This is a genomic window from Pseudomonas sp. 2995-1 (genome assembly GCF_002742505.1).
GTDB lineage: Bacteria > Pseudomonadota > Gammaproteobacteria > Pseudomonadales > Pseudomonadaceae > Aquipseudomonas > Aquipseudomonas sivasensis.
On record NZ_LJSA01000368.1, the window covers coordinates 73,276 to 94,504 of the forward strand.

20 protein-coding genes are annotated in these 21,229 nt (G+C 60.2%); 8 read left to right on the forward strand and 12 right to left on the reverse strand.

Going from position 1 to position 21,229, the window contains the following annotated elements:
• Nucleotides 1-5: 5 nt before the first annotated feature.
• The gene (locus tag AOA61_RS17110; protein WP_099602210.1) at nucleotides 6-1,409 is read right to left on the reverse strand and encodes a gluconate:H+ symporter; all 1,404 of its coding nucleotides are present in this window, start codon (nucleotides 1,407-1,409) and stop codon (nucleotides 6-8) included.
• 193 nt (nucleotides 1,410-1,602) lie between these two features.
• Here AOA61_RS17110 and AOA61_RS17115 point away from each other — a divergent pair, with 193 nt between their 5' ends.
• Nucleotides 1,603-1,983 carry a lysozyme inhibitor LprI family protein gene (locus AOA61_RS17115; protein ID WP_032885588.1) on the forward strand — a complete coding sequence of 127 codons (381 nt, stop codon included), beginning with the start codon at nucleotides 1,603-1,605 and terminating at the stop codon, nucleotides 1,981-1,983.
• Nucleotides 1,984-2,067: 84 nt separating this feature from the next.
• Here the strand turns inward: AOA61_RS17115 and AOA61_RS17120 are convergent, their stop codons facing one another.
• The 5 genes from AOA61_RS17120 to AOA61_RS17140 form a co-directional block, all read right to left on the reverse strand.
• Entirely contained in the window at nucleotides 2,068-3,513 is a 1,446-nt protein-coding gene (locus tag AOA61_RS17120) for a SulP family inorganic anion transporter (protein ID WP_032885587.1), read from the reverse strand.
• 193 nt (nucleotides 3,514-3,706) lie between these two features.
• Nucleotides 3,707-4,600 carry an NAD-dependent epimerase/dehydratase family protein gene (locus tag AOA61_RS17125; protein ID WP_032885586.1) on the reverse strand — a complete coding sequence of 298 codons (894 nt, stop codon included), beginning with the start codon at nucleotides 4,598-4,600 and terminating at the stop codon, nucleotides 3,707-3,709.
• 103 nt (nucleotides 4,601-4,703) lie between these two features.
• A complete protein-coding gene (locus AOA61_RS17130) occupies nucleotides 4,704-5,600 on the reverse strand; it encodes a LysR family transcriptional regulator (protein WP_099602211.1) in 897 nt (298 codons plus the stop codon).
• 33 nt (nucleotides 5,601-5,633) lie between these two features.
• On the reverse strand, nucleotides 5,634-6,224 hold the full coding sequence (locus AOA61_RS17135; RefSeq protein ID WP_099602212.1) for an NAD(P)H-dependent oxidoreductase: 591 nt from the start codon (nucleotides 6,222-6,224) through the stop codon (nucleotides 5,634-5,636).
• 119 nt (nucleotides 6,225-6,343) lie between these two features.
• Entirely contained in the window at nucleotides 6,344-7,108 is a 765-nt protein-coding gene (locus AOA61_RS17140) for a sulfite exporter TauE/SafE family protein (protein ID WP_099602213.1), read from the reverse strand.
• A gap of 187 nt (nucleotides 7,109-7,295) precedes the next feature.
• On the opposite strand from AOA61_RS17140, the gene AOA61_RS17145 reads away from it, so the two are divergent.
• Entirely contained in the window at nucleotides 7,296-8,192 is an 897-nt protein-coding gene (locus AOA61_RS17145; protein WP_099602214.1) for a LysR substrate-binding domain-containing protein, read from the forward strand.
• Here AOA61_RS17145 and AOA61_RS17150 read toward each other — a convergent pair.
• Nucleotides 8,138-9,544 (reverse strand): amino acid permease, encoded by a 1,407-nt coding sequence (locus AOA61_RS17150; RefSeq protein WP_032885581.1) that lies wholly within the window; start codon nucleotides 9,542-9,544, stop codon nucleotides 8,138-8,140. The genes AOA61_RS17145 and AOA61_RS17150 overlap by 55 nt on opposite strands.
• Nucleotides 9,545-9,758: 214 nt before the next feature.
• Complete coding sequence (gene kynU, locus AOA61_RS17155) at nucleotides 9,759-11,009, reverse strand: kynureninase (RefSeq protein WP_099602215.1); 1,251 nt, start codon at nucleotides 11,007-11,009, stop codon at nucleotides 9,759-9,761.
• Nucleotides 11,010-11,153: 144 nt separating this feature from the next.
• Between kynU and AOA61_RS17160 the strand changes: the two genes are divergently transcribed.
• Nucleotides 11,154-11,627 carry an Lrp/AsnC family transcriptional regulator gene (locus AOA61_RS17160; protein ID WP_032885579.1) on the forward strand — a complete coding sequence of 158 codons (474 nt, stop codon included), beginning with the start codon at nucleotides 11,154-11,156 and terminating at the stop codon, nucleotides 11,625-11,627.
• Between the two features lie 123 nt (nucleotides 11,628-11,750).
• Here AOA61_RS17160 and catA read toward each other — a convergent pair whose 3' ends face one another.
• From catA to AOA61_RS17175, 3 genes are read right to left on the reverse strand one after another with little or no spacing between them, the layout of a single operon-like run.
• Entirely contained in the window at nucleotides 11,751-12,680 is a 930-nt protein-coding gene (catA, locus tag AOA61_RS17165; protein WP_099602216.1) for a catechol 1,2-dioxygenase, read from the reverse strand.
• A gap of 41 nt (nucleotides 12,681-12,721) precedes the next feature.
• A complete protein-coding gene (catC, locus tag AOA61_RS17170) occupies nucleotides 12,722-13,012 on the reverse strand; it encodes a muconolactone Delta-isomerase (protein WP_032885577.1) in 291 nt (96 codons plus the stop codon).
• Between the two features lie 12 nt (nucleotides 13,013-13,024).
• Nucleotides 13,025-14,152, reverse strand: coding sequence for a muconate cycloisomerase family protein (locus AOA61_RS17175; RefSeq protein ID WP_099602217.1), 1,128 nt, complete (start codon nucleotides 14,150-14,152; stop codon nucleotides 13,025-13,027).
• Nucleotides 14,153-14,266: 114 nt separating this feature from the next.
• On the opposite strand from AOA61_RS17175, the gene AOA61_RS17180 reads away from it, so the two are divergent.
• Nucleotides 14,267-15,142, forward strand: a complete 876-nt coding sequence (locus AOA61_RS17180) for a LysR family transcriptional regulator (protein ID WP_095186358.1) — start codon at nucleotides 14,267-14,269, stop codon at nucleotides 15,140-15,142.
• A 133-nt stretch (nucleotides 15,143-15,275) separates the two neighbouring features.
• On the opposite strand, the gene AOA61_RS17185 is transcribed toward AOA61_RS17180, so the two are convergent.
• Nucleotides 15,276-16,268, reverse strand: coding sequence for a helix-turn-helix domain-containing protein (locus AOA61_RS17185; protein WP_032885652.1), 993 nt, complete (start codon nucleotides 16,266-16,268; stop codon nucleotides 15,276-15,278).
• 314 nt (nucleotides 16,269-16,582) lie between these two features.
• Here AOA61_RS17185 and antA point away from each other — a divergent pair, with 314 nt between their 5' ends.
• From antA to AOA61_RS17205, 4 genes are all read left to right on the forward strand, one after another.
• Complete coding sequence (gene antA / locus AOA61_RS17190; protein WP_032885574.1) at nucleotides 16,583-17,974, forward strand: anthranilate 1,2-dioxygenase large subunit; 1,392 nt, start codon at nucleotides 16,583-16,585, stop codon at nucleotides 17,972-17,974.
• Nucleotides 17,974-18,465, forward strand: a complete 492-nt coding sequence (gene antB, locus AOA61_RS17195; RefSeq protein ID WP_032885573.1) for an anthranilate 1,2-dioxygenase small subunit — start codon at nucleotides 17,974-17,976, stop codon at nucleotides 18,463-18,465. The genes antA and antB overlap by 1 nt, the downstream gene beginning before the upstream one ends.
• A gap of 206 nt (nucleotides 18,466-18,671) precedes the next feature.
• Nucleotides 18,672-19,679 carry an anthranilate 1,2-dioxygenase electron transfer component AntC gene (antC, locus tag AOA61_RS17200; protein ID WP_099602218.1) on the forward strand — a complete coding sequence of 336 codons (1,008 nt, stop codon included), beginning with the start codon at nucleotides 18,672-18,674 and terminating at the stop codon, nucleotides 19,677-19,679.
• Nucleotides 19,680-19,751: 72 nt separating this feature from the next.
• Nucleotides 19,752-21,155 carry an amino acid permease gene (locus AOA61_RS17205; protein WP_099602219.1) on the forward strand — a complete coding sequence of 468 codons (1,404 nt, stop codon included), beginning with the start codon at nucleotides 19,752-19,754 and terminating at the stop codon, nucleotides 21,153-21,155.
• Nucleotides 21,156-21,229 lie beyond the last annotated feature (74 nt).

The following is a 21,229-nucleotide window of genomic DNA, read 5'->3' on the forward strand; positions in this document are numbered from 1 at the left end:
CCGGGTTACAAAATACAGGACAGACCGTAAGTCAGACCGAAGGCAACCACAGAGATCAGAGTCTCCAATACGGTCCAGGTCTTGAAGGTCTGGATTACCGTCATATTGAAGTATTCCTTGATCAGCCAGAAGCCGCCGTCATTCACATGGGAAAAGATCACCGAGCCCGCACCGGTGGCCAGCACCAGTAATTCAGGGTGTGGATAACCCAACCCCATGGCGACTGGCGCGACCACGCCGGACGCCGTCGTCATGGCCACCGTGGCCGAGCCGGTCGCAATGCGCATCAACGCCGCGAACAGCCAGCCCATCACCAGGGGCGACAGTTGGAACGCATTGGCAAGGCCGAGAATTTCATTGGTCACCCCAGCGTCCACCAGGATGCGATTCAAACCGCCGCCCGCCCCCACCAGCAAGGTGATGCTGGCCGTCGGCGCCAGGCATTCGTTGGTGAACTTGAGGATCGATTCGCGGTTGAAGCCTTGGGCCAGCCCCAAGGTCCAGAAGCTCACCAAGGTCGCCACCAGCAACGCGATGACCGAGTTGCCGATAAACAAGAGGAACTGGTTGAAGCCGGTCCCCGCCGTAGAGATTACGTTGGCCCATCCGCCGATCATCATCAGCACCACCGGCAACAGGATGGTGCCCATGGTCAGGGCAAAACTCGGCAAACGGGTGCGCGGTTCACGCTCGATAAATTGGCGTTCCAGCGGGTTTTCTGCCGGCAGGTGGATGTGCGGCACGATGAACTTGGCGTAGACGGGCCCTGCAATGATCGCCGTGGGGATACCGATAAGAATCGCATACAGCACCGTCTGCCCCACCGACGCGTTATACGCCAGCACGGCCATCATCGCCGCCGGATGCGGCGGCACCAGCGCGTGTAACACCGACAAACCGGCGACCATCGGCAAGCCGACCATCAAAATCGACACGCCTACGCGTCGGGCGACGGTAAAGGCGATGGGCACCAGCAACACAAAACCCACCTCGAAAAACAGCGGCAACCCCACCAGAAAGGCAATGCACACCATCGCCCAATGGGCATTGCGCTCGCCAAAACGATTGATCAGCGTGCGCGCCACCTGCTCGGCGCCACCGGACTCGGCCATCATCTTGCCGAGCATGGTGCCCAGCGCCACAACGAGCGCGATATGCCCAAGGGTCTTGCCAACACCCGCCTCGTAGGAGCCCATGATGGTGTCCGCTGGCATCCCGGCCATCAGCGCCAGGCCTATGGATACCAGGGTGATGACGATAAACGGGTTGAGTCGGTAACGTGCAATCAGCACGATCAAAGCAATGATGGCGATGGCAGCGTATGCCAACAGCCCGAAGCCCGGTGATGCGGCCATGCGGTACTCCTCGGAAAGGGTCACGTCGAATTGGTTGTGAAACTCATAAATCATTACCGAGGAGCATTTTCAAACTTTATGAAAGTAAGTTTCGCCCACAGACAAGCGCTGTCGCGTTGGGACATGCCCTACACCTGCGTATGAAAATTGGGGGGCTGTTCTTACATGAAGATCAGAGAAGACCGGAAACTCAGCCCAGCGGGCTGAGTCATAGAATGCACACCCACTGTTGCCAGGAAAATCGAGCATGATTCGCACCACATTCGCCGCTGGCGTCCTGCTTCTCGCCGTATGCGGCACTGCCGCCGCTGCCGACAACCCGGCGCTGAAAAAATGCATGGACGGCGCCAACACCACTGCCGATATGGTCAGCTGCAACGTCAAGGAAACCAAGGTGCAGGACACGCGCCTGAACAAAGCCTACAAGACCGCCATCGCCGCCCTGGAAGGCACGCGCCAGCAGCAACTGCAGGACCTGCAGCGCCTGTGGATCAAATACCGTGACGCCAATTGCGCCTTCGCCGGCTCCGCCACCGGCGGCACCATCGACCAAGTCAACGGTTCCGGCTGCGTGCTGGACATGACCCAGACCCGCGCCCAGGAATTGGAAGACCTGGTCGGGCCGTAATGTTGTGGCGAGAGAGCTTGCTCCCGTTGGGCTGCGCAGCGGTCGCAAATCTTGGTAATGAGCTCCCTCGCCAAAGAGGCTCAATTAGTCGTGATGCACCCGCGCACGCTTGAGCAACTTCTTGCAGCGCTCAGACAAATGCAACACCCGCAGATGCTTGCCGGCCTTGGTGTAGCGCTCGCGCAAGGTCATCAGCGCGGCAATCGCTGAGTAGTCGACAAAGCTCAGGTGACGACAATCCAGCGTCACCTGATCCGGGTCATTGGACGGGTCGAACTGGTTTAAAAACGGCGTGGTCGAGGCAAAGAACAACGTGCCGTGCAGGCGATAGAGCTTGCTACCGTCGGCTTCCAGGTGCTCATCCGCGTACAACTCGCGGGCCTGTTGCCAGGCGAAGTTGAGCGCGGCGATCACGATACCGCACAGCACGGCAGTGGCCAGGTCGGTAAATACCGTGATCACCGTCACCGCAATAATCACCAGCACATCATTGAGCGGCACTTTGTTGATCACCCGCAGCGACGCCCAGGCGAAGGTCTGCTGGGACACCACGAACATCACCCCCACCAGCGCCGCCAGCGGGATCCGCTCAATCAGCGGTGACAGAAACAGAATGAACAACAGAATCATCACCCCGGCAAACACCCCGGAGAAGCGCCCACGTCCGCCGGAGCTTAGGTTGATCACGGTTTGCCCGATCATCGCGCAACCGCCCATGCCGCCGAAGAGGCCCGAGACCATATTCGCCGCACCCAACGCCACGCTTTCGCGATCAGGATAGCCGCGGGTTTCGGTGATTTCGTCGGTAAGGTTCAGGGTCAGCAGGGTTTCCAGCAGGCCGACCATGGCCATCAGGAAAGCGTAGGGCGCGATGATGCCGAGGGTTTCCAGGGTCCAGGGGATCTGCGGCAACGCGAAGGTCGGCAGGCCACCGGCGATGTGGGCCATGTCGCCGAGGGTGCGGGTTGGCAGACCGAGCAGGTACACCGCCAGGCCCACGCCGAGGATCGCCACCAAGGCCGGCGGTACCGCGCGGGTGAGGCGCGGCAGCAGGTAGACAATGGCCATGGTCGCCGCCACCAGCCCGGTCATCACATACAACGGCGTGCCGCTGAGCCAGGTTTCACCACTCTTGAAATGCTCCAACTGCGCCAGGGCAATGATGATCGCCAGGCCGTTGACGAACCCGAGCATCACCGAATGCGGCACCATGCGCACCAGCTTGCCCAGGCGCAGCAGGCCGAAAGCGACCATGATCAACCCGCCCAGCAGCACCGTTGCCAGCAAATATTCCACGCCGTGCTGCACCACCAACGCGACGATCACCACCGCCATCGAGCCCGCCGCGCCGGAGACCATACCGGGCCGACCGCCGAACAAGGCCGTCAGGGTGCAGATGATAAAGGCGCCGTATAGGCCCATCAGCGGATTAAGGTGAGCCACCAGAGCAAAGGCGATGCATTCGGGCAGCAGCGCGAAAGACGTGGTGAGGCCGGCCAGGGCATCGGCGCGCAGACGGGTGAGGTTCATGAGGTACCAGGGAGTTGCGGGGGATAAGGCGGGGAATGGTACGGAAATGAGCGGGGTGGGGCTAGTCTGGAAGACCGAGTGGTCGCCATCGGGGGCAAGCCCCCTCCCACACTTGGCCGTGTTCCAGTTTTGGAACGCATTCTAATGTGGGAGGTGGCTTGCTCCCGATGGCCGACTCGGTCTCAAGCGAACATCACACCATTTCGTGACGAATCCACTCAACCACCGACGTGCGCTTCGGTGCCCAGCCCAGCAGTTCGCGGGCATGCTTGCCGCGCACCCGGCTGTTCGAACCCAGGCCGTAGTTGGCCATTTCATAACCCCACTCGGCTTCAGCCTCGGCCAATGGCCAGTCCTGCGGCTTGCCCAGCTTCAGCGCGTCAGCGATGGCCGTGGTCATGTCGACAAACGCCGCTTCGCTGCTTTCCACAAAGTAGAACGTGCCCGGTACGTTCTTCGTCAGCGCCAGCAGGTACAACGCAACCACGTCTTCGATGTGCACGTTGGACCAGATGTTCTGCCCTGTGCCCACATGGCGCACCACCCCACTCTTGCGCGCCTGCTTGAGCAAGCGCGGCAATTGCACGCTGTCACGCTGTACGCCCAGGCTGTGGCCGTAGATCAGGGTGTTGCAGATCACCGCCGAATTCACGCCGTCCTGGGCAGCAGCCAGGATCAGGTTGTCGATGGCCACACGCGCGGCCTTGTCGACGGTCGGCTCCGGCAGGTTGTCTTCGAAATAGATCACGTCGCTGGCCTTACCGCCCGATGCATCGCCGACGATGCTCGAACCGCTGGTGTGCAGGAACGGCTTGTTTGATCCCTGCAAGGCGGTCAACAGCGTTTCTACCGCAGCACGATGGTCGCTGCTGGCGGCGTTGATCACCGCATCGGCCTTGTGCGCTTGCTCGGTAAGCACGGCAGCGTCATCGAGGCTGCCGATCACCGGAGCGATGCCCAGGGCCGTCAGCTCAGCCGCTTGCTCGGCGCTGCGTACCAGGCCGGTGACGTGATGGCCGGCCTTGACCAGGCCGGTGGCAATCGAACCGCCGATAAAACCTGCGGCGCCGGTAACGAATACGTTCATGGAGATTTCTCCTGACTGGGTAAGTGATAGGCCCAGTATCCCGGCTCCACCCTTACCGAATAAGCCCCTGACGCCCAATTCAATCTTGCGTGGCAGTCACGAATCAGCAGGCATACCGCGCCAGTTTGGCCTGGATAAAGTCCAGGAAGCACTGGATGCGCAACGCCAACTGCGAGTTACGGTAGAAGACCGCGTGGATCGGCTGGCGATAACCGCTGTTGAAGGCTTCCAGGACCGGCACCAGGCGGCCGGCGTCGATGTCGGCGCTGGTCATGAAGTTCGACAGGCAACAAATACCCTGCCCTTCCAGCGCCAACTGGCGCAGGGTTTCGCCGCTGGAGGCAGCGATGCTCGGCTGAATCAGCCAGCGGTCACCCTCCACATGGCGCAGCGGCCAGTGGTTGAGGGTTTCGGTCTGACTGAAGCCGAGCAACGTGTGGTCAGCCAACTCGGCCACCGTGGTGGGGGCGCCGTATTGCTTAAGGTATTCAGGGCTGGCCAGGATATGCAGCGGCGTACAACCGAGGGAACGCGCATGCAAGGTCGAGTCGGCCAGGGCGCCGATGCGAATGGCGATGTCGGTGCTCTGCTCCAGCAGGTCGATGATCAGGTCATCGCTGTTCAACTCCAAATGGATCTGCGGGTACAAGCTGCGAAACTCGGCAATGTACGGCACGATCCCATGCAGCATAAACGGCACGGCCGCGTTGATACGCAGCCGCCCGGCCGGGTTCTTCTGACGTGACGACAGGCGCTCTTCCAGCTCATCCATCTGCGCCAGGATCAGCTTGGCCTGTTCGAAGAAGTACTTGCCCTCTTCGGTCAGGTCCATGCGCCGCGTGGTGCGGTTGATCAGCGTGGTGTCGAGCTTGGCTTCCAGGCGCGACAAGGTACGGCTGACCGCCGACGGCGTCTGCCCGACCTGCTCCGCCGCTGCGGAAATCGAGCCGCACTCGATGACGCTGACGAAGATCTGTAGCTCATCGGATCGGGCTTTCACGGACGGTCCTCGTTATCGGTTCAGTGCAGCTTATTACACCGAGAGCTTGAACACCTGCGCCAGATGCTGCTCATAGCGCGCCACGTCTGCCTCAATGGCTGGGCGTTTCATCACATCCACGCACAGGAACGTGGGCAGGCCGGTCATGCCGAGGAACTCGTGGGCCTTGTGGAACGGGAAGTACACCGCATCCACGCCCTTGGCTTCGAAGAAATCGCTCGGGTCGTCGAAGGCTTGCTGCGGTGCGTTCCAGGTCAGGGACAGCATGTACTGCTTGCCCTGGATCAGGCCGCCACTGCCGTATTTCTGCGAGGCATCGGAACGGGTGCGACCGTCGCTGGCGTACAGGCTGCCATGGCCTTCGGTGAAGACTTCGTCGATGTACTTCTTGACGATCCACGGCGCCCCCATCCACCAACCGGGCATCTGGTAGATGATCACGTCGGCCCAGAGGAACTTGGCCACCTCTTCGGCCACGTCGTAGCCTTCGTCGATATGGGTGACTTTAACGTCGATACCGCCTCGATCCAGCACAGCCAGGGCAGTGTCATGCAGGGTGGTGTTGTAGCGGCCATCGGAGTGGGCGAACTTTTTGCCGCCGTTGAGCAGGAGTACTTTTTTCATGGGAGGGGATCCAGAAGGTTGAAAATGTCTGGATGCAGACTATCGGCCCCGACCCTTCGGAATAAGCCGTCACCCGGCAAAATACCTTTGATCAAAAAGCACGAATACCCATGAGATTGTTAACCACTGATCAGCAGATGACCGCCCAACAGGGCCATGCCGATGAAAAATACCCGCTTGAATAACACCGCACTGATGCGCTGGCGCAGCGCTTGGCCCAGCCACATGCCCAGCAGCGCCGGCACCAGCGCGAGCAGCGAGGCACTCACTTCACCGCCGCCCAAGGTGCCACGCCAAGCCAATCCCGCCGCCAGCGCCAGCGTCGACACGGTGAACGACAGGCCGAGGGCCTGTACCAACTGATCGCGACTCAGGCCCAAGGCTTGCAAATACGGCACCGCAGGAATCACGAACACGCCAGTGGCCGAGGTGATCAAACCGGTGATCAGCCCACACAACGGGCCCAACCAGCGTTCGGTCTGCGGCTTGACCTTGAAGGTGGGCAAAAACAACCCGCTCAATGCATACACCAGCAACGCCGCGCCCAGCGCGCGCACCACCCAGTGCCCACCTTCCATGCCAAGCCACACCGTACCCAGCCCGGTGCCGAGGAAAATCAGCACGAGCATCGGCCAAAGGCGTTTGAGCAAGCCACTCAGGTGCCCGCCGAATGCCAGTTGCCAAAGGTTGGTGACCGTTGAAGGAATGATCAGCAACGCCGCAGCCTGCGCCGGCAACATAGCCAAGCCGAGCATGCCCATGGCGACTGTCGGTAAGCCGAGGCCGATTACTCCTTTGACGGTGCCCGCCAGCAGGAACGTGCCAATCACCAGCAAAGTAACGGCGGGACCGAGGTTTTGGTAGAACGCAAGGAAGGTAATCATGGGCAGAGTGTGCGACTTTTCGATGCGTTCTGAAATTCGCCATATACTGAGGCAGCCTCTTGTTTAGCAAGAGCCTTGGGGCCGCATCGGGGCAAGTCCCCTCCCACTTAGACTGTGTTCACCCATCCAAATGTGGGAGGGAGCTTGCCCCCGATGCGGCCAGTAGAGCCATCCGAGAACCCCACCCATGCACGTTGACCTGATCGATCTGCGCCTCTACCTGCATACCCTGGACACCGGCAACATCACCGCCGGCGCCAGCCGCAGCCATTTATCCCTGGCAGCCGCGAGCGCACGCATCCGCGCTATGGAAGCATCGCTGGGCATCGAATTGCTTGAGCGGGGCCGCCGGGGTGTCACGCCGACACCTGCAGGTAAAGCCCTCGCGCGCCACGCTCGCCTGCTGCTGCAACAGGCTGACCATCTGCAACAGGACCTCGCCGAATACGCCAACGGCATCAAAGGCCAAGTGCGCCTGCTGTGCAACACCACTGCGCTCAGCGAATACCTGCCGGAACTGCTCGCGGACTTTCTACGCGAACACCCCAACCTCGATATCGACCTGCAGGAGTTGCCCAGCCTGCGCATCATCCAGGCCCTGCGTCAGGGCACGGCCGACCTGGGGATCATCTCCGATGCAGTAGACACCCACGGTTTGCAGACCCTGCCCTTTCGCGATGACCCGCTGGTGCTGATCATGCCCCTGGATCATCCCCTGGCAGCGAGCCCGGTGAGTTTTATCGACAGCCTGCAACACGATTACGTCGGCCTCGCGGCCCACAGCGCACTGTCGGTGTACCTGGAAGAACAAGCGCTGCACGCGGGGTTCCGCTTACAGACGCGCATCCGCGCCGAGGGCTTTGATGGGGTGATTCGGATGGTCGCACGAGGTGCTGGCCTGGGCATCGTGCCCCGGGCCGCGTTGGATCGCTGGCCCTTGGCGCGCCACTTCAAGGCCCAGCCTCTGGGAGAAGACTGGGCCCGCCGACAGCTGTTGCTTTGCGCACGTTCGTTCGAGCAACTGCCGGGTTACGCCAAAGCCTTGTTCAACGCCTTGGCCCTGCCCTTGCGGAAGAACCCGTAATACACCGCCGACAGAATCAACAGGAACGGCACGCCAAACACCAACGTCATCTTGAACGCCTCGGTGAAATACGTGGTGATCATCACCGCGCCCATCAGCACCAGACCCAGCAATGTGCTGTAGGGAAACAGGCGCAGTTGGAATGACAACTTCGCCCCGCCGTGACGCTTGCGATAGCGACGGAAAAACAGGTGCGTGAGGAAGATCATGAACCAGGTGAAGATCGCGCCAAACATCGAGATCGCCATCATCAGGGTGAACGAGCTTTCCGGGTACACCACATTCAACAAGGTCGCCAGGGCAATGCCCGAACTGGACAGCAGCAGTGCATTCAGCGGAATGCCGCTTTTGCTCAACGCGCCCATGGACTTGGGCGCGAAGCCCGCGCGGGACAGGCTGAACATCATGCGTGTAGTGATGTAGAGCTGGCTGTTCATTGCTGACAACGCGGCGATCAGGATCACGAAATTCATCACCCCGGTGGCACCGGGAATGCCGATGGTCTGCATCACTGTAACGAACGGGCTTTGGGTCTGCCCGGCCTGATTCCACGGCACGATGGCCAGCATCAGCGCCAGGGTCAGCAGGTAAAACACCACCAGGCGCACGATGGTCGCGCGAAAGGCCTTCTTCACCGCCTGCTCCGGGTCGGCGGCTTCACCGGCAGCCACAGCGATCATCTCGACGCTCAGGTAACTGAAGATCGACACAATCACGGCAATCCACATGCCGCTCAAGCCATGGGGGAAAAAACCGCCGTGTGCGGTGTAATTCTGCACGCCATACTCCGGGTTGCCGGAGCCGAACACCACATACACGGCCAGGATGATGAAGCCGACGATGGCGCTGATCTTGATGGTGGAGAACCAGTATTCAAAGTTGCCAAACGTCTTCACGCTGATCGCATTAAGCAGGATCAGCACACTGGAAAACGACACAATCCACACCCACTCCGGCACGTTGGCGAACCAGTACTTCATGTACATCGCCACCGCCGTGACCTCGGCGCCCACCGCCAGCACAATCGCCGCCCAATAGGCATAACGCACCAGAAACCCAGCCAGCGGGCTGATGTAGAACTCGGCATAGGCGCCGAAGGAACCCGAGGTGGAATGCGCAACGGTCATCTCCGCCAGGCAGCCCATCAACAGCAAGGTGATCAGTGCACCAATGGCGTAGCTCACCAGCACGCTCGGCCCGGCATAACCAATGGCATAGGCGCTGCCCATGAACAACCCGGTGCCGATGGCGCCACCGATGGCGATCATGCTCATCTGGCCGGAAGTGAGCTGGCGCCGAAGGCCCAGTTCGCGTTGGGTGATCTCGGCAAAGCCGGTGTCTGGCGTAGTCACGTGGGGTGCCCCTTTATTATTGTGGTTGCACTATTTGTCTGTTGCCGCAGATCCCTGTGGGAGGGGGCTTGCTCCCGATGGCAGTGTATCAGCTTGCCAATCCGGCGACTGACACACTGCCATCGGGAGCAAGCCCCCTCCCACATGAGGCTTGTGGTGTTTATCCATTGTGTATCTGATGCAAGCCCTCTCCCATAATGTTGTCTGCGTTTATTCAGGTGACGCTGTGGCGGACTTTGAATTGCGGCTGGTCCCAGGTGTTCTCGTCGAGAATCTCACCGAGGATTTCCACTGCGTCCCAGACCTCAGTAAAGCTCGTGTACAGCGGCGTAAACCCAAACCGCATAATGCGCGGCTCGCGGTAATCGCCGATCACGCCACGGGCAATCAGAGCCTGAATCACTGCATAACCTTCGGGGTGCTCAAAACTCACATGGCTACCGCGCCGGGCATGCTCACGCGGGGTGATCAACACCAGGCCATGAGCCGCGCAACGGGCTTCAACCAACTCGATAAACAGATCCGTCAACGCCAGGGATTTAGTGCGCAGGCTGGCCATATCAGTCTGCTCAAAAATTGCCAGCCCACACTCCACCATCGCCAGCGAGGTGATCGGTTGGGTGCCGCACAAGTAGCGGGCAATGCCGGCGCTCGGCGCATAGTTGGCTTCCATGGCGAACTGCCGGGTATGCCCGAACCAGCCCGAAAGCGGCTGGCGTACGAGGTCGACCAACGCCGGATTGACCCACACAAACGCCTGGGAGCCTGGGCCGCCGTTGAGGTATTTATAAGTGCAGCCAATCGCGTAATCGGCCCCGGCGTTATGCAGATCGATGGGCACCGCGCCCGCCGAGTGCGCCAAATCCCAGATACTCAGCGCGCCACATTCATGGCTCAAGGCAGTAAGCGCCTGCATGTCGTACATGTAGCCGGTCTTGTAGTTGACGTGGGTGAGCAGCACCACCGCCACGTCGACGTCGATGGCCTGGTGCAGTTCGTCCGGGCTGTTCACCAGGCGCAGGGAGTAACCCTGTTGCAGCAATTCAGCCAGACCTTCGGCGATGTACAGGTCGGTGGGAAAGTTGCTTGCTTCGCTGACGATTACCTTGCGCTCTGCTGCGCGTTGGCGCTGCACCGTCAGTGCAGCGCTGAGCACTTTGAACAGGTTAATGGAGGTGGTATCGGTGATCACCACTTCGCCGTCCCGCGCACCGATCAGCGGCGCAAGGCGATTGCCCAGGCGCTGGGACAAGTCTGCCCAACCGGCGCTGTTCCAACTGCGGATCAAGCCATTGCCCCACTCCTCGGCAATCACCTGTTGCGCCCGCGCCAGCGATGCCACCGGACGCGCGCCAAGGGAGTTACCGTCGAGGTAGATCACACCCTCCGGCAAGGAAAATTGATTGCGCAACGGCGCCAGCGGGTCCTGGGCGTCGAGGGCTTGGCAATGGCTTCGGGTGGTCATGGATAGTCCTGGTTTTTATAGGCGGGAATGAACCAAATAATGAACGAAGCTTTAGAGAATTTTCGTGCAAAGTGGTGGGTAACAGGCTAATTAAGCAGTAGGAAATTCGAATTTAACCCCTAAACACGCGGATTTATTCAAACCATGATTCTTGACGCCACCGACCTGCGCCTCCTGCATTTCCTGCAACAGGATGGCCGTATCAGCAACCAGGAACTGGCGGAAAAAGTCGCACTGTCGCCCTCCGCCTGCCTGCGCCGTTTGCGTCTGCTGGAGAGTGAAGGAATCATCAGCGGCTACCGCGCAGTGCTGAATGCCGAGCAATTGGGGATCGAGCTGGAAGCCATCGTCCACCTGTCGTTGCGCCAGGATGTGGAGGATTGGCATGAGACGTTTATCAAGAAGGTGCAAGGCTGGCCGGAAGTGGCCAGCGCCTATGTGATCACCGGCGCCAGCAACTATGTGCTGCGGGTGCAGGCGCGCAACCTCAAGCACTTTTCGGACTTTATCGTGAACCACCTGAACCGCACGGCGGGGGTGATGGATATACGCTCGGAAATCGTGCTGCAGAAGATCAAGGATAAGGATGAGGTGCTTGATCTCGTCGTACGCAAATAGTCAGCCACGCCTAAGTTCAAATGTGGGAGGGGGATTGCCCCCGATGGCGGTGTGTCAGTCACTTAAATGTTGACTGATCCGCCGCTATCGGGAGCAAGCCCCCTCCCACATTTTTGACCGAATTTAGTCTTCGAGGGCGCGGACTCGCTGCATGCGTTTCTGTTCTACCGGCGCATCAGCCGTCTGCAACTCAAAATCAAAATCAATCTGTGCAAACCGGCCTTCCACCCCAAACTCCCGCGCCAGTTGCTGATCGTCGCTGAAGCGAATCTCGGCAATTAATTCATCCCGCGTCGCGTAGGCAAAGTCATCGTGCAGGTACGGGTCATCCGACAGGTTGATCTGTGTCGTCAGGTGCCGATGCCCCTGCGCCGAGATGAAGAAGTGGATATGTGCCGGCCGCTGCCCGTGGCGCCCCAGTTGATCGAGCAGTTGCTGGGTCGGTCCAGTCGGCGGGCAGCCGTAGCCCGACGGCACGATGCTGCGAAAACGGTAGTTACCCTGGGCGTCGGTCTCTATGCGACGGCGCAGGTTAAATTCCGACTGGGTGTTATCGAACCAGGAATAAGTGCCGCCCGTGTTGGCCTGCCACACATCCACAATCGCCCCAGCCAACGGTTTACCGTTGGTGTCGCGCACTTGTCCGCGCATGAACAGCGGCACTGCGGCATCCGTCCCGTCATCCAACCGCGCTTCGTACTGGGACAGCGGCGCACCGGCCACGTACAGCGGGCCTTCGATGGTACGTGGCGTGCCGCCGGATTTGCCGGCTTCTTCATCGGCGGCGTCCATCAACATGTCCAGGTAGTGCTCCAGGCCCAACCCGGCGGCAAGCAGTCCGGCTTCCTGGTTTTTGCCCAGTTCGTTGAGGTAGTTGACCGCCTTCCAGAACTCTTCCGGCGTCACGTCCAGGTCTTCGATGATGTTCACGGTGTCGCGCAAAATCCGGTAGATCAGCGCTTTGGTGCGCGGGTTACCGCCGTCATTAAGGTTGCCGCTGACTTCTTCGAGAAACTGTTGGGCGTGGGCAGTCTGGGACAGTCGGATGGACATGGTGCGATCCTCATCTTGTAATTGTTAGGTGTAGAACAGGCTTAACGGTCGTCCTCATGGATCGACGAAGGGTGCCGGCACAGGGCGTTCACTTCGATGGCCATGTAGGGATAAAGCGGCAGTTGCATCAGCAGGTCGTGCAGCTCTTGCACGCTGTCGACATCGAACACGCTGTAGTTGGCGTAAAGCCCGGCGATGCGCCACAGGTGGCGCCATTTGCCTTGCTCTTGTAAACGTCGAGCCAGGGCTTTTTCGTCGGCCTTGAGGCGGGCGGCGCGCTCCGGATTCATGTCGACGGGCAGATTCACGGTCATTTTTACGTGGAACAACATGGCAAGCGCCTCTTAGTGTTTGTCACGACGGAAGAACGCCAGACGCTCTTCATCGATGGCCAGGCCCAGGCCCGGCGCAGTGGAGACATGCAACTGAAAATCTCGGTACACCGGCGGTTCGGTGAGGATGTCTTCGGTGAGCAGCAGCGGACCGAACAGTTCGGTATCCCACGCCAGCTTGTTCAAGGTCAGGAACGCATGGGCCGAGGCCAGGGTGCCGATGCCGCCTTCGAGCATGGTGCCGCCGTACAGGCCGATACCCGCCGCGTCAGCAATCGCGGCCGTGCGCAACACCGCGCGCGGGCCGCCGTTCTTGGCGATCTTCAGGGCGAACACTGACGCCGCACCTTCACGGGCGAGGTTGAAGGCATCCTCGACACATTCGATGGATTCATCCGCCATGATCGGCGCTGGGCTCGACAGGTTCAGCCGGGCCATGCCGCCACGGTTATTGCGCGAGATCGGTTGTTCGATCAGGTCGATGCCGTTGTCGCCAAGCACCTTGCACGCGCGCAGGGCGACGGCCTCATCCCAGGCCTGATTGACGTCGACACGCACACTGGCGCGCTCGCCCAAGGCCTTTTTGATCGCGATCACATGAGCGAGGTCGCGACCGACTTCACCGGCGCCGATCTTGAGTTTGAAGATGCGGTGGCGGCGCAGGTCGAGCATCTTTTCGGCTTCGGCGATGTCTTGTTCGGTGTTGCCGCTGGCCAAGGTCCAGGCCACCGGCAACGCGTCACGTACACGGCCGCCGAGCAGCTCGCTCACCGGCAGGTTCAGGCGCTTGCCCAATGCATCGAGCAACGCGCTTTCAATACCGGACTTGGCAAAGGTATTGCCGCGAATACTGCGCTCCAGGCGCAACATGGCGGCGTTGATGTTGCTGGCGTCCTGGCCGATCAGCAGCGGCGCGAAGTGGCGGTCGATATTGATTTTGATGCTGTCGGGACTCTCGTTGCCGTAGCTCAGACCGCCGATGGTGGTGGACTCACCGATGCCTTCGATGCCGTCGGCGCAACGCACGCGGATGATCACCAGGGTCTGGTTCTGCATCGTGTGCATTGCCAGCTTGTGCGGGCGAATGGTGGGAAGGTCGACGATAATGGTCTCGATCGACTCAATGGCGCAAATCGGCATGGCAATACCCGCTGGGTTCTTTATAGGTCTGCGCTGATTCTGTTCCCGCTCTTTGCGTGGAGCCAATATAGAATTAGTCTCGAACAATACTCTCAAGGTATGAAAGGAGCCGTCATGGAACTGCGTCATCTGCGCTACTTCCAGGTGCTGGGCGAAACCCTCAACTTCACCCGGGCCGCCGAACGCCTGCACATCGCCCAACCACCGTTGAGCCGGCAGATCCAGCAACTGGAGGATGAGCTGGGGGTGATTCTGCTGGAACGCGGCCGCCCACTGCGACTGACCGAAGCCGGGCGGTTTTTCTATGAACACGCCAATGTGCTGCTCGAACAGTTGAACAAGGTCTGCGACAGCACCCGGCGCATCGGCCAGGGCGAAAAGACCTGGCTGGGCATCGGCTTTGCGCCGTCGACTTTGTATGGCGTACTGCCCGAGCTGATCCGGCGGCTGCGCAGCCATGACGCGCTGGAGCTGGAATTGGGTTTGTCCGAGATGACCACTTTGCAGCAGGTCGAAGCGCTCAAGGCCGGGCGCATTGATGTCGGCTTCGGACGTATCCGCATCGACGACCCAGCCATTGACCAGCGTGTACTGGTGGAGGATCGACTGGTGGCGGTACTGCCTGCCGGCCACCCGCTGCTGGCGGCGCCGGCCACCCTCGCCCAATTGGCCGCCGAGCCGTTTGTGCTGTACCCCGGCAACCCACGCCCCAGTTATGCCGACCATGTGATCGCGCTGTTCGATACCCACGGTTTAAGCCTCAAGGTGGCGCAGTGGACTAACGAGCTGCAGACCGCGATTGGCCTGGTCGGCGCTGGCATGGGCGTGACGCTGGTGCCTGCGTCGGTGCAGGTGCTGCATCGGGCGGATATCGGTTACACGCCGATTGTGGAAACCACCGCGACCTCGCCGATTATTCTCAGCCGAAGGGTGAATGATCAGTCGCCGGGGCTTAGTCATTGCCTGCAGTTGGTGGAAGAACTGATCTGAAACGCTCTAAACACTGCGATCTCCCTGTGGGAGGGGGCTTGCCCCCGATTGCGCTGGGCCAGTTAACGAATGGGCTGACTGATCCACCGTTATCGGGGGCAAGCCCCCTCCCACATTTTGCTCTTCATCAGGCTCAAGTACTGCGCAGGCGATTGCGCTGCAGCGTCTGGCTGGGCGACTCATCAAACAGCTTGCGATACTCCGCCGAAAACCGTCCCAAGTGAGTAAAGCCCCAGCCCAAGGCAATCTCGGAGATGGTACGAATTGAACCGTGCTCAAGGATTTCCTGGCGCACCGCGCCCAGTCGGTACTTCTTCAGGTAGGCCATCGGCGACAGGGCAAAGTACTTGCGGAAAGCGTCGAACAGCTTGAAGCGCGACACGCCTGCTGCGGCTTCCAGGTCTTCCAGGTGCAGCGCTTCGCGGGCGTTGTCGTGAATGTATTGGCGCGCGCGGATCAAGTAATGCGGCAGTTTCACGCCCAGTACGTCGCGCAGTTCTTCGGAGTAATTATTGGGCTGGGCCAGGATCAACCCCTTGATCAGCGAGCTTTCCAGATCCCGGGTAAACGCGGCCTGTTCATACAACTCGCTGCTGCGCTCCAGTTCGGCAATGAAGTAACGCGCCATGCGCCACCACGAGGCCGGGGCGCCATCCACCGCATCCATCACCGACTCAAAGCGCAGCGGTGCGTCGATGGGCCGTTGCAACAAACCTTCCAGTGACTCACTCATCGCTGCCCGCGTAATCACCACTTGCAGCTTGCGACAGTCCCCGGAAATCGCCAGCACCTGGTGCTCGTTGGGCGAGATGATCACGCCTTGGTCGCGGTTGGAACTCAGGCGCTCACCGTTCTTGCTCAACTCCTGCTCACCCACCAACGGCAGGCTGAGGCTGTAGCTGCTGAAGTGCTCGGCATCCTCGATATCGATGGTCACGTCGGTGCCGTATTCGATCACGCCCAAGGTGGTCGCGCGGGACTTGAACACATTGGCGCTGTGGTGAAAACGCAGGCGCTCCGGGGTCGTCGTCGCCAGGCGGTGCGGCCCGCAGATGCCGGACATCCAGCTGCGGGCGCCTTCGAGGTCGAAGCGTTGGATATGGATATCGCGTGTCTGGCTGCTCATCAGGGTGCACCCACGGCGGTTAGGCGTTTGCGCGCTCTGACGGCGCGTCGTTATCGTTGTTGGACAGCAAGTTCTGCGCCACGCCGGTGGTAGCGCCACTGGGTGGATAGCAAGGGCCGACTATGTGGATAAGTCACCGGTTTTCATGCCCCTCGCGCCCTATGACAGTAGCGCATGACGTTACCTCGCCGCACCGTATTGGGTACTCCGCGCCCAACTTTGCGGCCCATCTTCCCCCATTAAGCGGATAGCCCACGCCCTGCCCCGCTGCCTCTAATAAACCACCGATTAGCCCTATCAAAAAGGTGCCTCCCATGAGTGGTGCAAGAAGCGTCGAGCAGTGGAAAAGCTTTATCGAAAGCTGCCTGGATTTTCGTCCGGCAGACGAAGTGTTCCGTATCGCCCGGGACATGTTCACCGAGCCGCAACTGTTCGACCTGGAGATGGAACTGATCTTCGAAAAGAACTGGATCTACGCCTGCCATGAAAGCGAACTGGCCCATAACCATGACTTCGTGACCATGCGCGCCGGGCGCCAGCCGATGATTATCACCCGCGATGGCGAAGGCCAGCTCAATGCGCTGATCAACGCCTGCCAGCATCGCGGCACCACCCTCACCCGCGTCGGCAAGGGCAACCAGTCCACCTTTACCTGCCCGTTTCACGCCTGGTGTTACAAGAGCGATGGCCGGTTGGTGAAGGTCAAGGCGCCGGGGGAATACCCGGAAGGTTTCGACAAAGCCACCCGCGGCCTTAAAAAAGCGCGAATCGAAAGCTACAAAGGTTTTGTGTTTATCAGTCTGGACGTGAACGGCACGGACAGCCTGGAAGACTTCCTCGGCGATGCCAAAGTGTTCTTCGACATGATGGTCGCGCAATCCGCCACCGGTGAGCTGGAAGTGCTGCCGGGAAAATCCGCCTACACCTACGACGGCAACTGGAAGTTGCAGAACGAAAACGGTCTGGACGGTTATCACGTGAGCACCGTGCACTACAACTACGTGGCCACGGTGCAGCATCGCCAACAGGTGAATACCGAGAACGGCACAGGTTCCGGCACCACACTGGACTACAGCAAACTCGGTGCAGGCGACGCGAATACCGATGACGGTTGGTTCGCCTTCAACAACGGCCACAGCCTGTTGTTCAGCGACATGCCCAACCCGACCGTGCGTTCCGGCTACGCCACCATCATGCCGCGCCTGGTGGAAGAACACGGCCAGCAAAAAGCCGAATGGATGATGCACCGCCTGCGCAATCTGAACATCTATCCGAGCCTGTTCTTCCTCGATCAGATCAGCTCGCAACTGCGCATCATCCGCCCGGTGGCGTGGAACAAGACCGAGATCATCAGCCAATGCCTGGGGGTGAAAAACGAGTCCGACGCTGACCGCGAAAACCGCATTCGCCAATTCGAGGATTTCTTCAACGTATCGGGCATGGGCACGCCGGACGACCTGGTGGAATTTCGTGAAGCCCAGCGTGGTTTCCAAGGCCGCCTGGAGCGCTGGAGCGATATCTCCCGTGGCAGCCATCGCTGGGAGACCGGCCCGACACCGAACAGTGAAGCCATCGGCATCCAACCGGCCATGACCGGCACTGAATTCACCCACGAAGGGCTGTACGTCAACCAGCACCGCAACTGGCAGCAGTTCCTGCTCAACGGCCTTGATCGACAAGCGCTGACACTGCGGGAGGTGCAATGATGAATGCCCAACTGCAATACAGGATCGAGCAGTTTTTCTACCGAAAATCCGAACTCTGCGACGCCCAAGACTGGGACGCCTATGTGCAGCTGTTCGATCCGCAGAGCGAGTTCCATCTGCCGCAATGGGACTCGGAGCATGTGTACACCCGCGACCCCAAACGCGAGATGTCGTTGATCTACTACGCCAACCGCTCAGGCCTGGAAGACCGCGTCTTTCGCCTGCGCACCGGCAAGGCAGCCTCGGCCACGCCAATGCCGCGCACCTTGCACCTGATCAATAACGTACGCATCGCAGAACAGGCGGATGGCTCGCTGGAAGTGAAGCTGAACTGGCACACGCTGTTCTATCGGCTGGCGACTTCGGAGCAGTTTTACGGACAGGCCACTTACCGCCTCAAACCTGAGGGAGACAGTTGGCTGATCACTCGCAAGCATGCGCTGCTGCTCAACGACACCATCAACTCGGTGCTGGATTTCTATCACCTCTAAAGCACCCTTGTTGTGGTGGTGAGCGGGCTTTTTGTGGTGAGCGGGCTTGCCCCGCGCTGGGGCGCGCAGCGGCCCATGGTGCAAGCACTGCGGTTTGGCGGGAAAAATGCGGCGACTCTCATGGGGCTGCTTCGCAGCCCAGCGCGGGGCAAGACCGCTCACCCCAACAGGCCGTACGTACGTCATAAATATGCAGAGAACAACACATGAATCACAAAGTGGCCTTCAGTTTTGCCGACGGCAAGACCCTGTTTTTCCCCGTGGGCGCCCATGAAACCCTATTGGATGCGGCCCTGCGCAATGGCATCAAGATCCCCCTGGATTGCCGCGAAGGTGTATGCGGCACCTGCCAGGGTCGTTGCGAATCGGGCGACTACACCCAGGACTACGTGGACGACGAAGCCCTCTCAAGCCTCGACCTGCAACAACGCAAGATGCTCAGTTGCCAGACGCGGGTGAAGTCCGACGCCACCTTCTACTTCGACTTTGATTCGAGCTTGTGCAATGCACCGAACCCGGTGCAGGTGCGCGGAACGGTCAGCGAGGTGCAATTGGTGTCGGCCAGTACGGCGATCCTCAACGTGCAGTTGGACGCGCCACTGGATTTTCTACCCGGCCAATATGCACGCCTCTCGGTGCCTGGCACGGACAGTTGGCGTTCCTACTCTTTCGCCAACCTGGCGGGCAATCAGGTGCAGTTTCTGATCCGCTTGCTGCCCGATGGGGTGATGAGCAACTACCTGCGTGAGCGCTGCCAAATCGGCGATGAACTGCTGATGGAGGCACCGCTGGGTGCGTTCTACCTTCGGCACGTCACCCAACCGCTGGTGCTGGTCGCCGGCGGCACCGGGTTGTCGGCGCTGCTGGGCATGCTCGATCAACTGGCCGCCACTGGCTGCGACCAGCCGGTGCATCTCTACTATGGCGTGCGCGGTGCCGAGGACTTATGCGAAGCGACACGCATCGCGGCCTACGCGGCGAAACTGCCGGGTTTTCGCTACACCGAAGTCCTCAGCGACCCCGCAGATGACTGGCCCGGAAAGCGCGGCTACCTCACCCAACATTTCGACTTGGCCGAATTGCGGGACGGATCGGCGGATATGTATGTCTGCGGCCCCCCTCCAATGGTCGAATCCATCCAACAATGGCTGGCGGATCAGGCACTTGATGGCGTTCAGCTGTATTACGAAAAGTTTACGCAGAGTAATATCTGACTCCTCAGCACTTCTGAGGGGCTGGTGCGGCGTGCAATCAACCCCAAGAAAAACAAGTAGAAGGGAACGTTAATGGCGGATGACATGGTTAACCCGGTGGGCCTCAAGCGTGGCCTGAAGAACCGGCATATTCAGCTGATCGCCTTGGGAGGGGCGATTGGCACGGGGTTGTTCCTCGGCTCGGCCGGGGTGCTCAAGTCGGCGGGCCCGTCGATGATCCTGGGCTACGCGATTGCGGGTTTCATTGCGTTCCTGATCATGCGCCAGCTCGGTGAAATGATCGTCGAAGAGCCAGTGGCCGGCTCGTTCAGCCACTTCGCCCACAAATACTGGGGCGGCTACGCGGGCTTCCTGGCCGGTTGGAACTACTGGGTGCTGTACGTACTGGTGGGCATGGCCGAACTGACGGCCGTGGGCAAGTACATCCAGTTCTGGTGGCCGGAGATCCCGACCTGGGTCAGCGCGCTGGTGTTCTTTGTTGCGGTGAACCTGATCAACACCCTGAACGTGAAGTTCTTCGGTGAAACCGAGTTCTGGTTCGCAATCATCAAGGTGGTGGCGATTGTCGGCATGATCGTGCTCGGCTGCTACCTGCTGTTCAGCGGCACCGGCGGCCCGCAAGCGTCCATCAGTAACCTGTGGAGCCACGGCGGGTTCTTCCCGAATGGCGGCATGGGGCTGTTGATGTCGATGGCGTTCATCATGTTCTCGTTCGGTGGCCTGGAGCTGGTGGGTATTACCGCCGCCGAAGCCACCGAACCGCGCAAAGTGATCCCCAAAGCGATCAACCAGGTGGTCTACCGGATCCTGATCTTCTACGTCGGTGCCCTGACCGTGCTGCTGTCGCTGTACCCATGGGACCAACTGCTGCAGACCCTCGGCGCGTCGGGCGACCCCTACAGCGGCAGCCCGTTTGTGCAGATCTTCTCGTTGATCGGTAACGACACCGCCGCGCACATCCTCAACTTCGTGGTGCTGACCGCGGCGCTGTCGGTGTACAACAGCGGCGTGTACTGCAACAGCCGCATGCTGTTCGGCCTGGCCGAGCAAGGCGATGCGCCAAAAGCGCTGATGAAGCTCAACAAGCAAGGCGTACCACTGCGGGCCCTGGCGATCTCGGCGTTGGTGACGATGCTGTGCGTGGTGGTCAACTACGTGGCGCCGCAGAGTGCGCTGGAGTTGCTGTTTGCGCTGGTGGTTGCGTCGCTGATGATCAACTGGGCGCTGATCAGCATCACCCACATCAAGTTCCGCAAGGCCATGGGCGAGCAAGGCGTGACGCCATCGTTCAAGACCTTCTGGTTCCCGTTCAGCAACTACCTGTGCCTGGCGTTCATGCTGATGATCATCAGCGTGATGTTGGCGATCCCGGGTATTCGCGAGTCGGTGTATGCGATGCCGATTTGGGTGGGGATTATCTATGTGGCTTACCGGTTGCGAGTGAGTAAGGCGAAAGCGGTAGCCGCCACGCAGTAATACCCATGTGGGAGGGGGCTTGCCCCCGATAGCAGTGTGTCAGTCACTTATGTGCCCACTGACCCACCGCCATC

Excerpts from the sequence above, each read along its gene's own strand:
- AOA61_RS17205 (WP_099602219.1), top strand. The coding sequence starts at position 19,752 with ATGGCGGATGACATGGTTAACCCGGTGGGCCTCAAGCGTGGCCTGAAG.
- antC (WP_099602218.1), top strand. The coding sequence starts at position 18,672 with ATGAATCACAAAGTGGCCTTCAGTTTTGCCGACGGCAAGACCCTGTTT.
- AOA61_RS17160 (WP_032885579.1), top strand. The coding sequence starts at position 11,154 with ATGATTCTTGACGCCACCGACCTGCGCCTCCTGCATTTCCTGCAACAG.
- AOA61_RS17185 (WP_032885652.1), bottom strand. The coding sequence starts at position 16,268 with ATGAGCAGCCAGACACGCGATATCCATATCCAACGCTTCGACCTCGAA.
- AOA61_RS17145 (WP_099602214.1), top strand. The coding sequence starts at position 7,296 with ATGCACGTTGACCTGATCGATCTGCGCCTCTACCTGCATACCCTGGAC.
- antA (WP_032885574.1), top strand. The coding sequence starts at position 16,583 with ATGAGTGGTGCAAGAAGCGTCGAGCAGTGGAAAAGCTTTATCGAAAGC.
- catA (WP_099602216.1), bottom strand. The coding sequence starts at position 12,680 with ATGTCCATCCGACTGTCCCAGACTGCCCACGCCCAACAGTTTCTCGAA.
- AOA61_RS17120 (WP_032885587.1), bottom strand. The coding sequence starts at position 3,513 with ATGAACCTCACCCGTCTGCGCGCCGATGCCCTGGCCGGCCTCACCACG.
- antB (WP_032885573.1), top strand. The coding sequence starts at position 17,974 with ATGAATGCCCAACTGCAATACAGGATCGAGCAGTTTTTCTACCGAAAA.
- AOA61_RS17140 (WP_099602213.1), bottom strand. The coding sequence starts at position 7,108 with ATGATTACCTTCCTTGCGTTCTACCAAAACCTCGGTCCCGCCGTTACT.
- AOA61_RS17115 (WP_032885588.1), top strand. The coding sequence starts at position 1,603 with ATGATTCGCACCACATTCGCCGCTGGCGTCCTGCTTCTCGCCGTATGC.
- AOA61_RS17180 (WP_095186358.1), top strand. The coding sequence starts at position 14,267 with ATGGAACTGCGTCATCTGCGCTACTTCCAGGTGCTGGGCGAAACCCTC.
- kynU (WP_099602215.1), bottom strand. The coding sequence starts at position 11,009 with ATGACCACCCGAAGCCATTGCCAAGCCCTCGACGCCCAGGACCCGCTG.
- AOA61_RS17110 (WP_099602210.1), bottom strand. The coding sequence starts at position 1,409 with ATGATTTATGAGTTTCACAACCAATTCGACGTGACCCTTTCCGAGGAG.
- AOA61_RS17175 (WP_099602217.1), bottom strand. The coding sequence starts at position 14,152 with ATGCCGATTTGCGCCATTGAGTCGATCGAGACCATTATCGTCGACCTT.
- catC (WP_032885577.1), bottom strand. The coding sequence starts at position 13,012 with ATGTTGTTCCACGTAAAAATGACCGTGAATCTGCCCGTCGACATGAAT.
- AOA61_RS17135 (WP_099602212.1), bottom strand. The coding sequence starts at position 6,224 with ATGAAAAAAGTACTCCTGCTCAACGGCGGCAAAAAGTTCGCCCACTCC.
- AOA61_RS17125 (WP_032885586.1), bottom strand. The coding sequence starts at position 4,600 with ATGAACGTATTCGTTACCGGCGCCGCAGGTTTTATCGGCGGTTCGATT.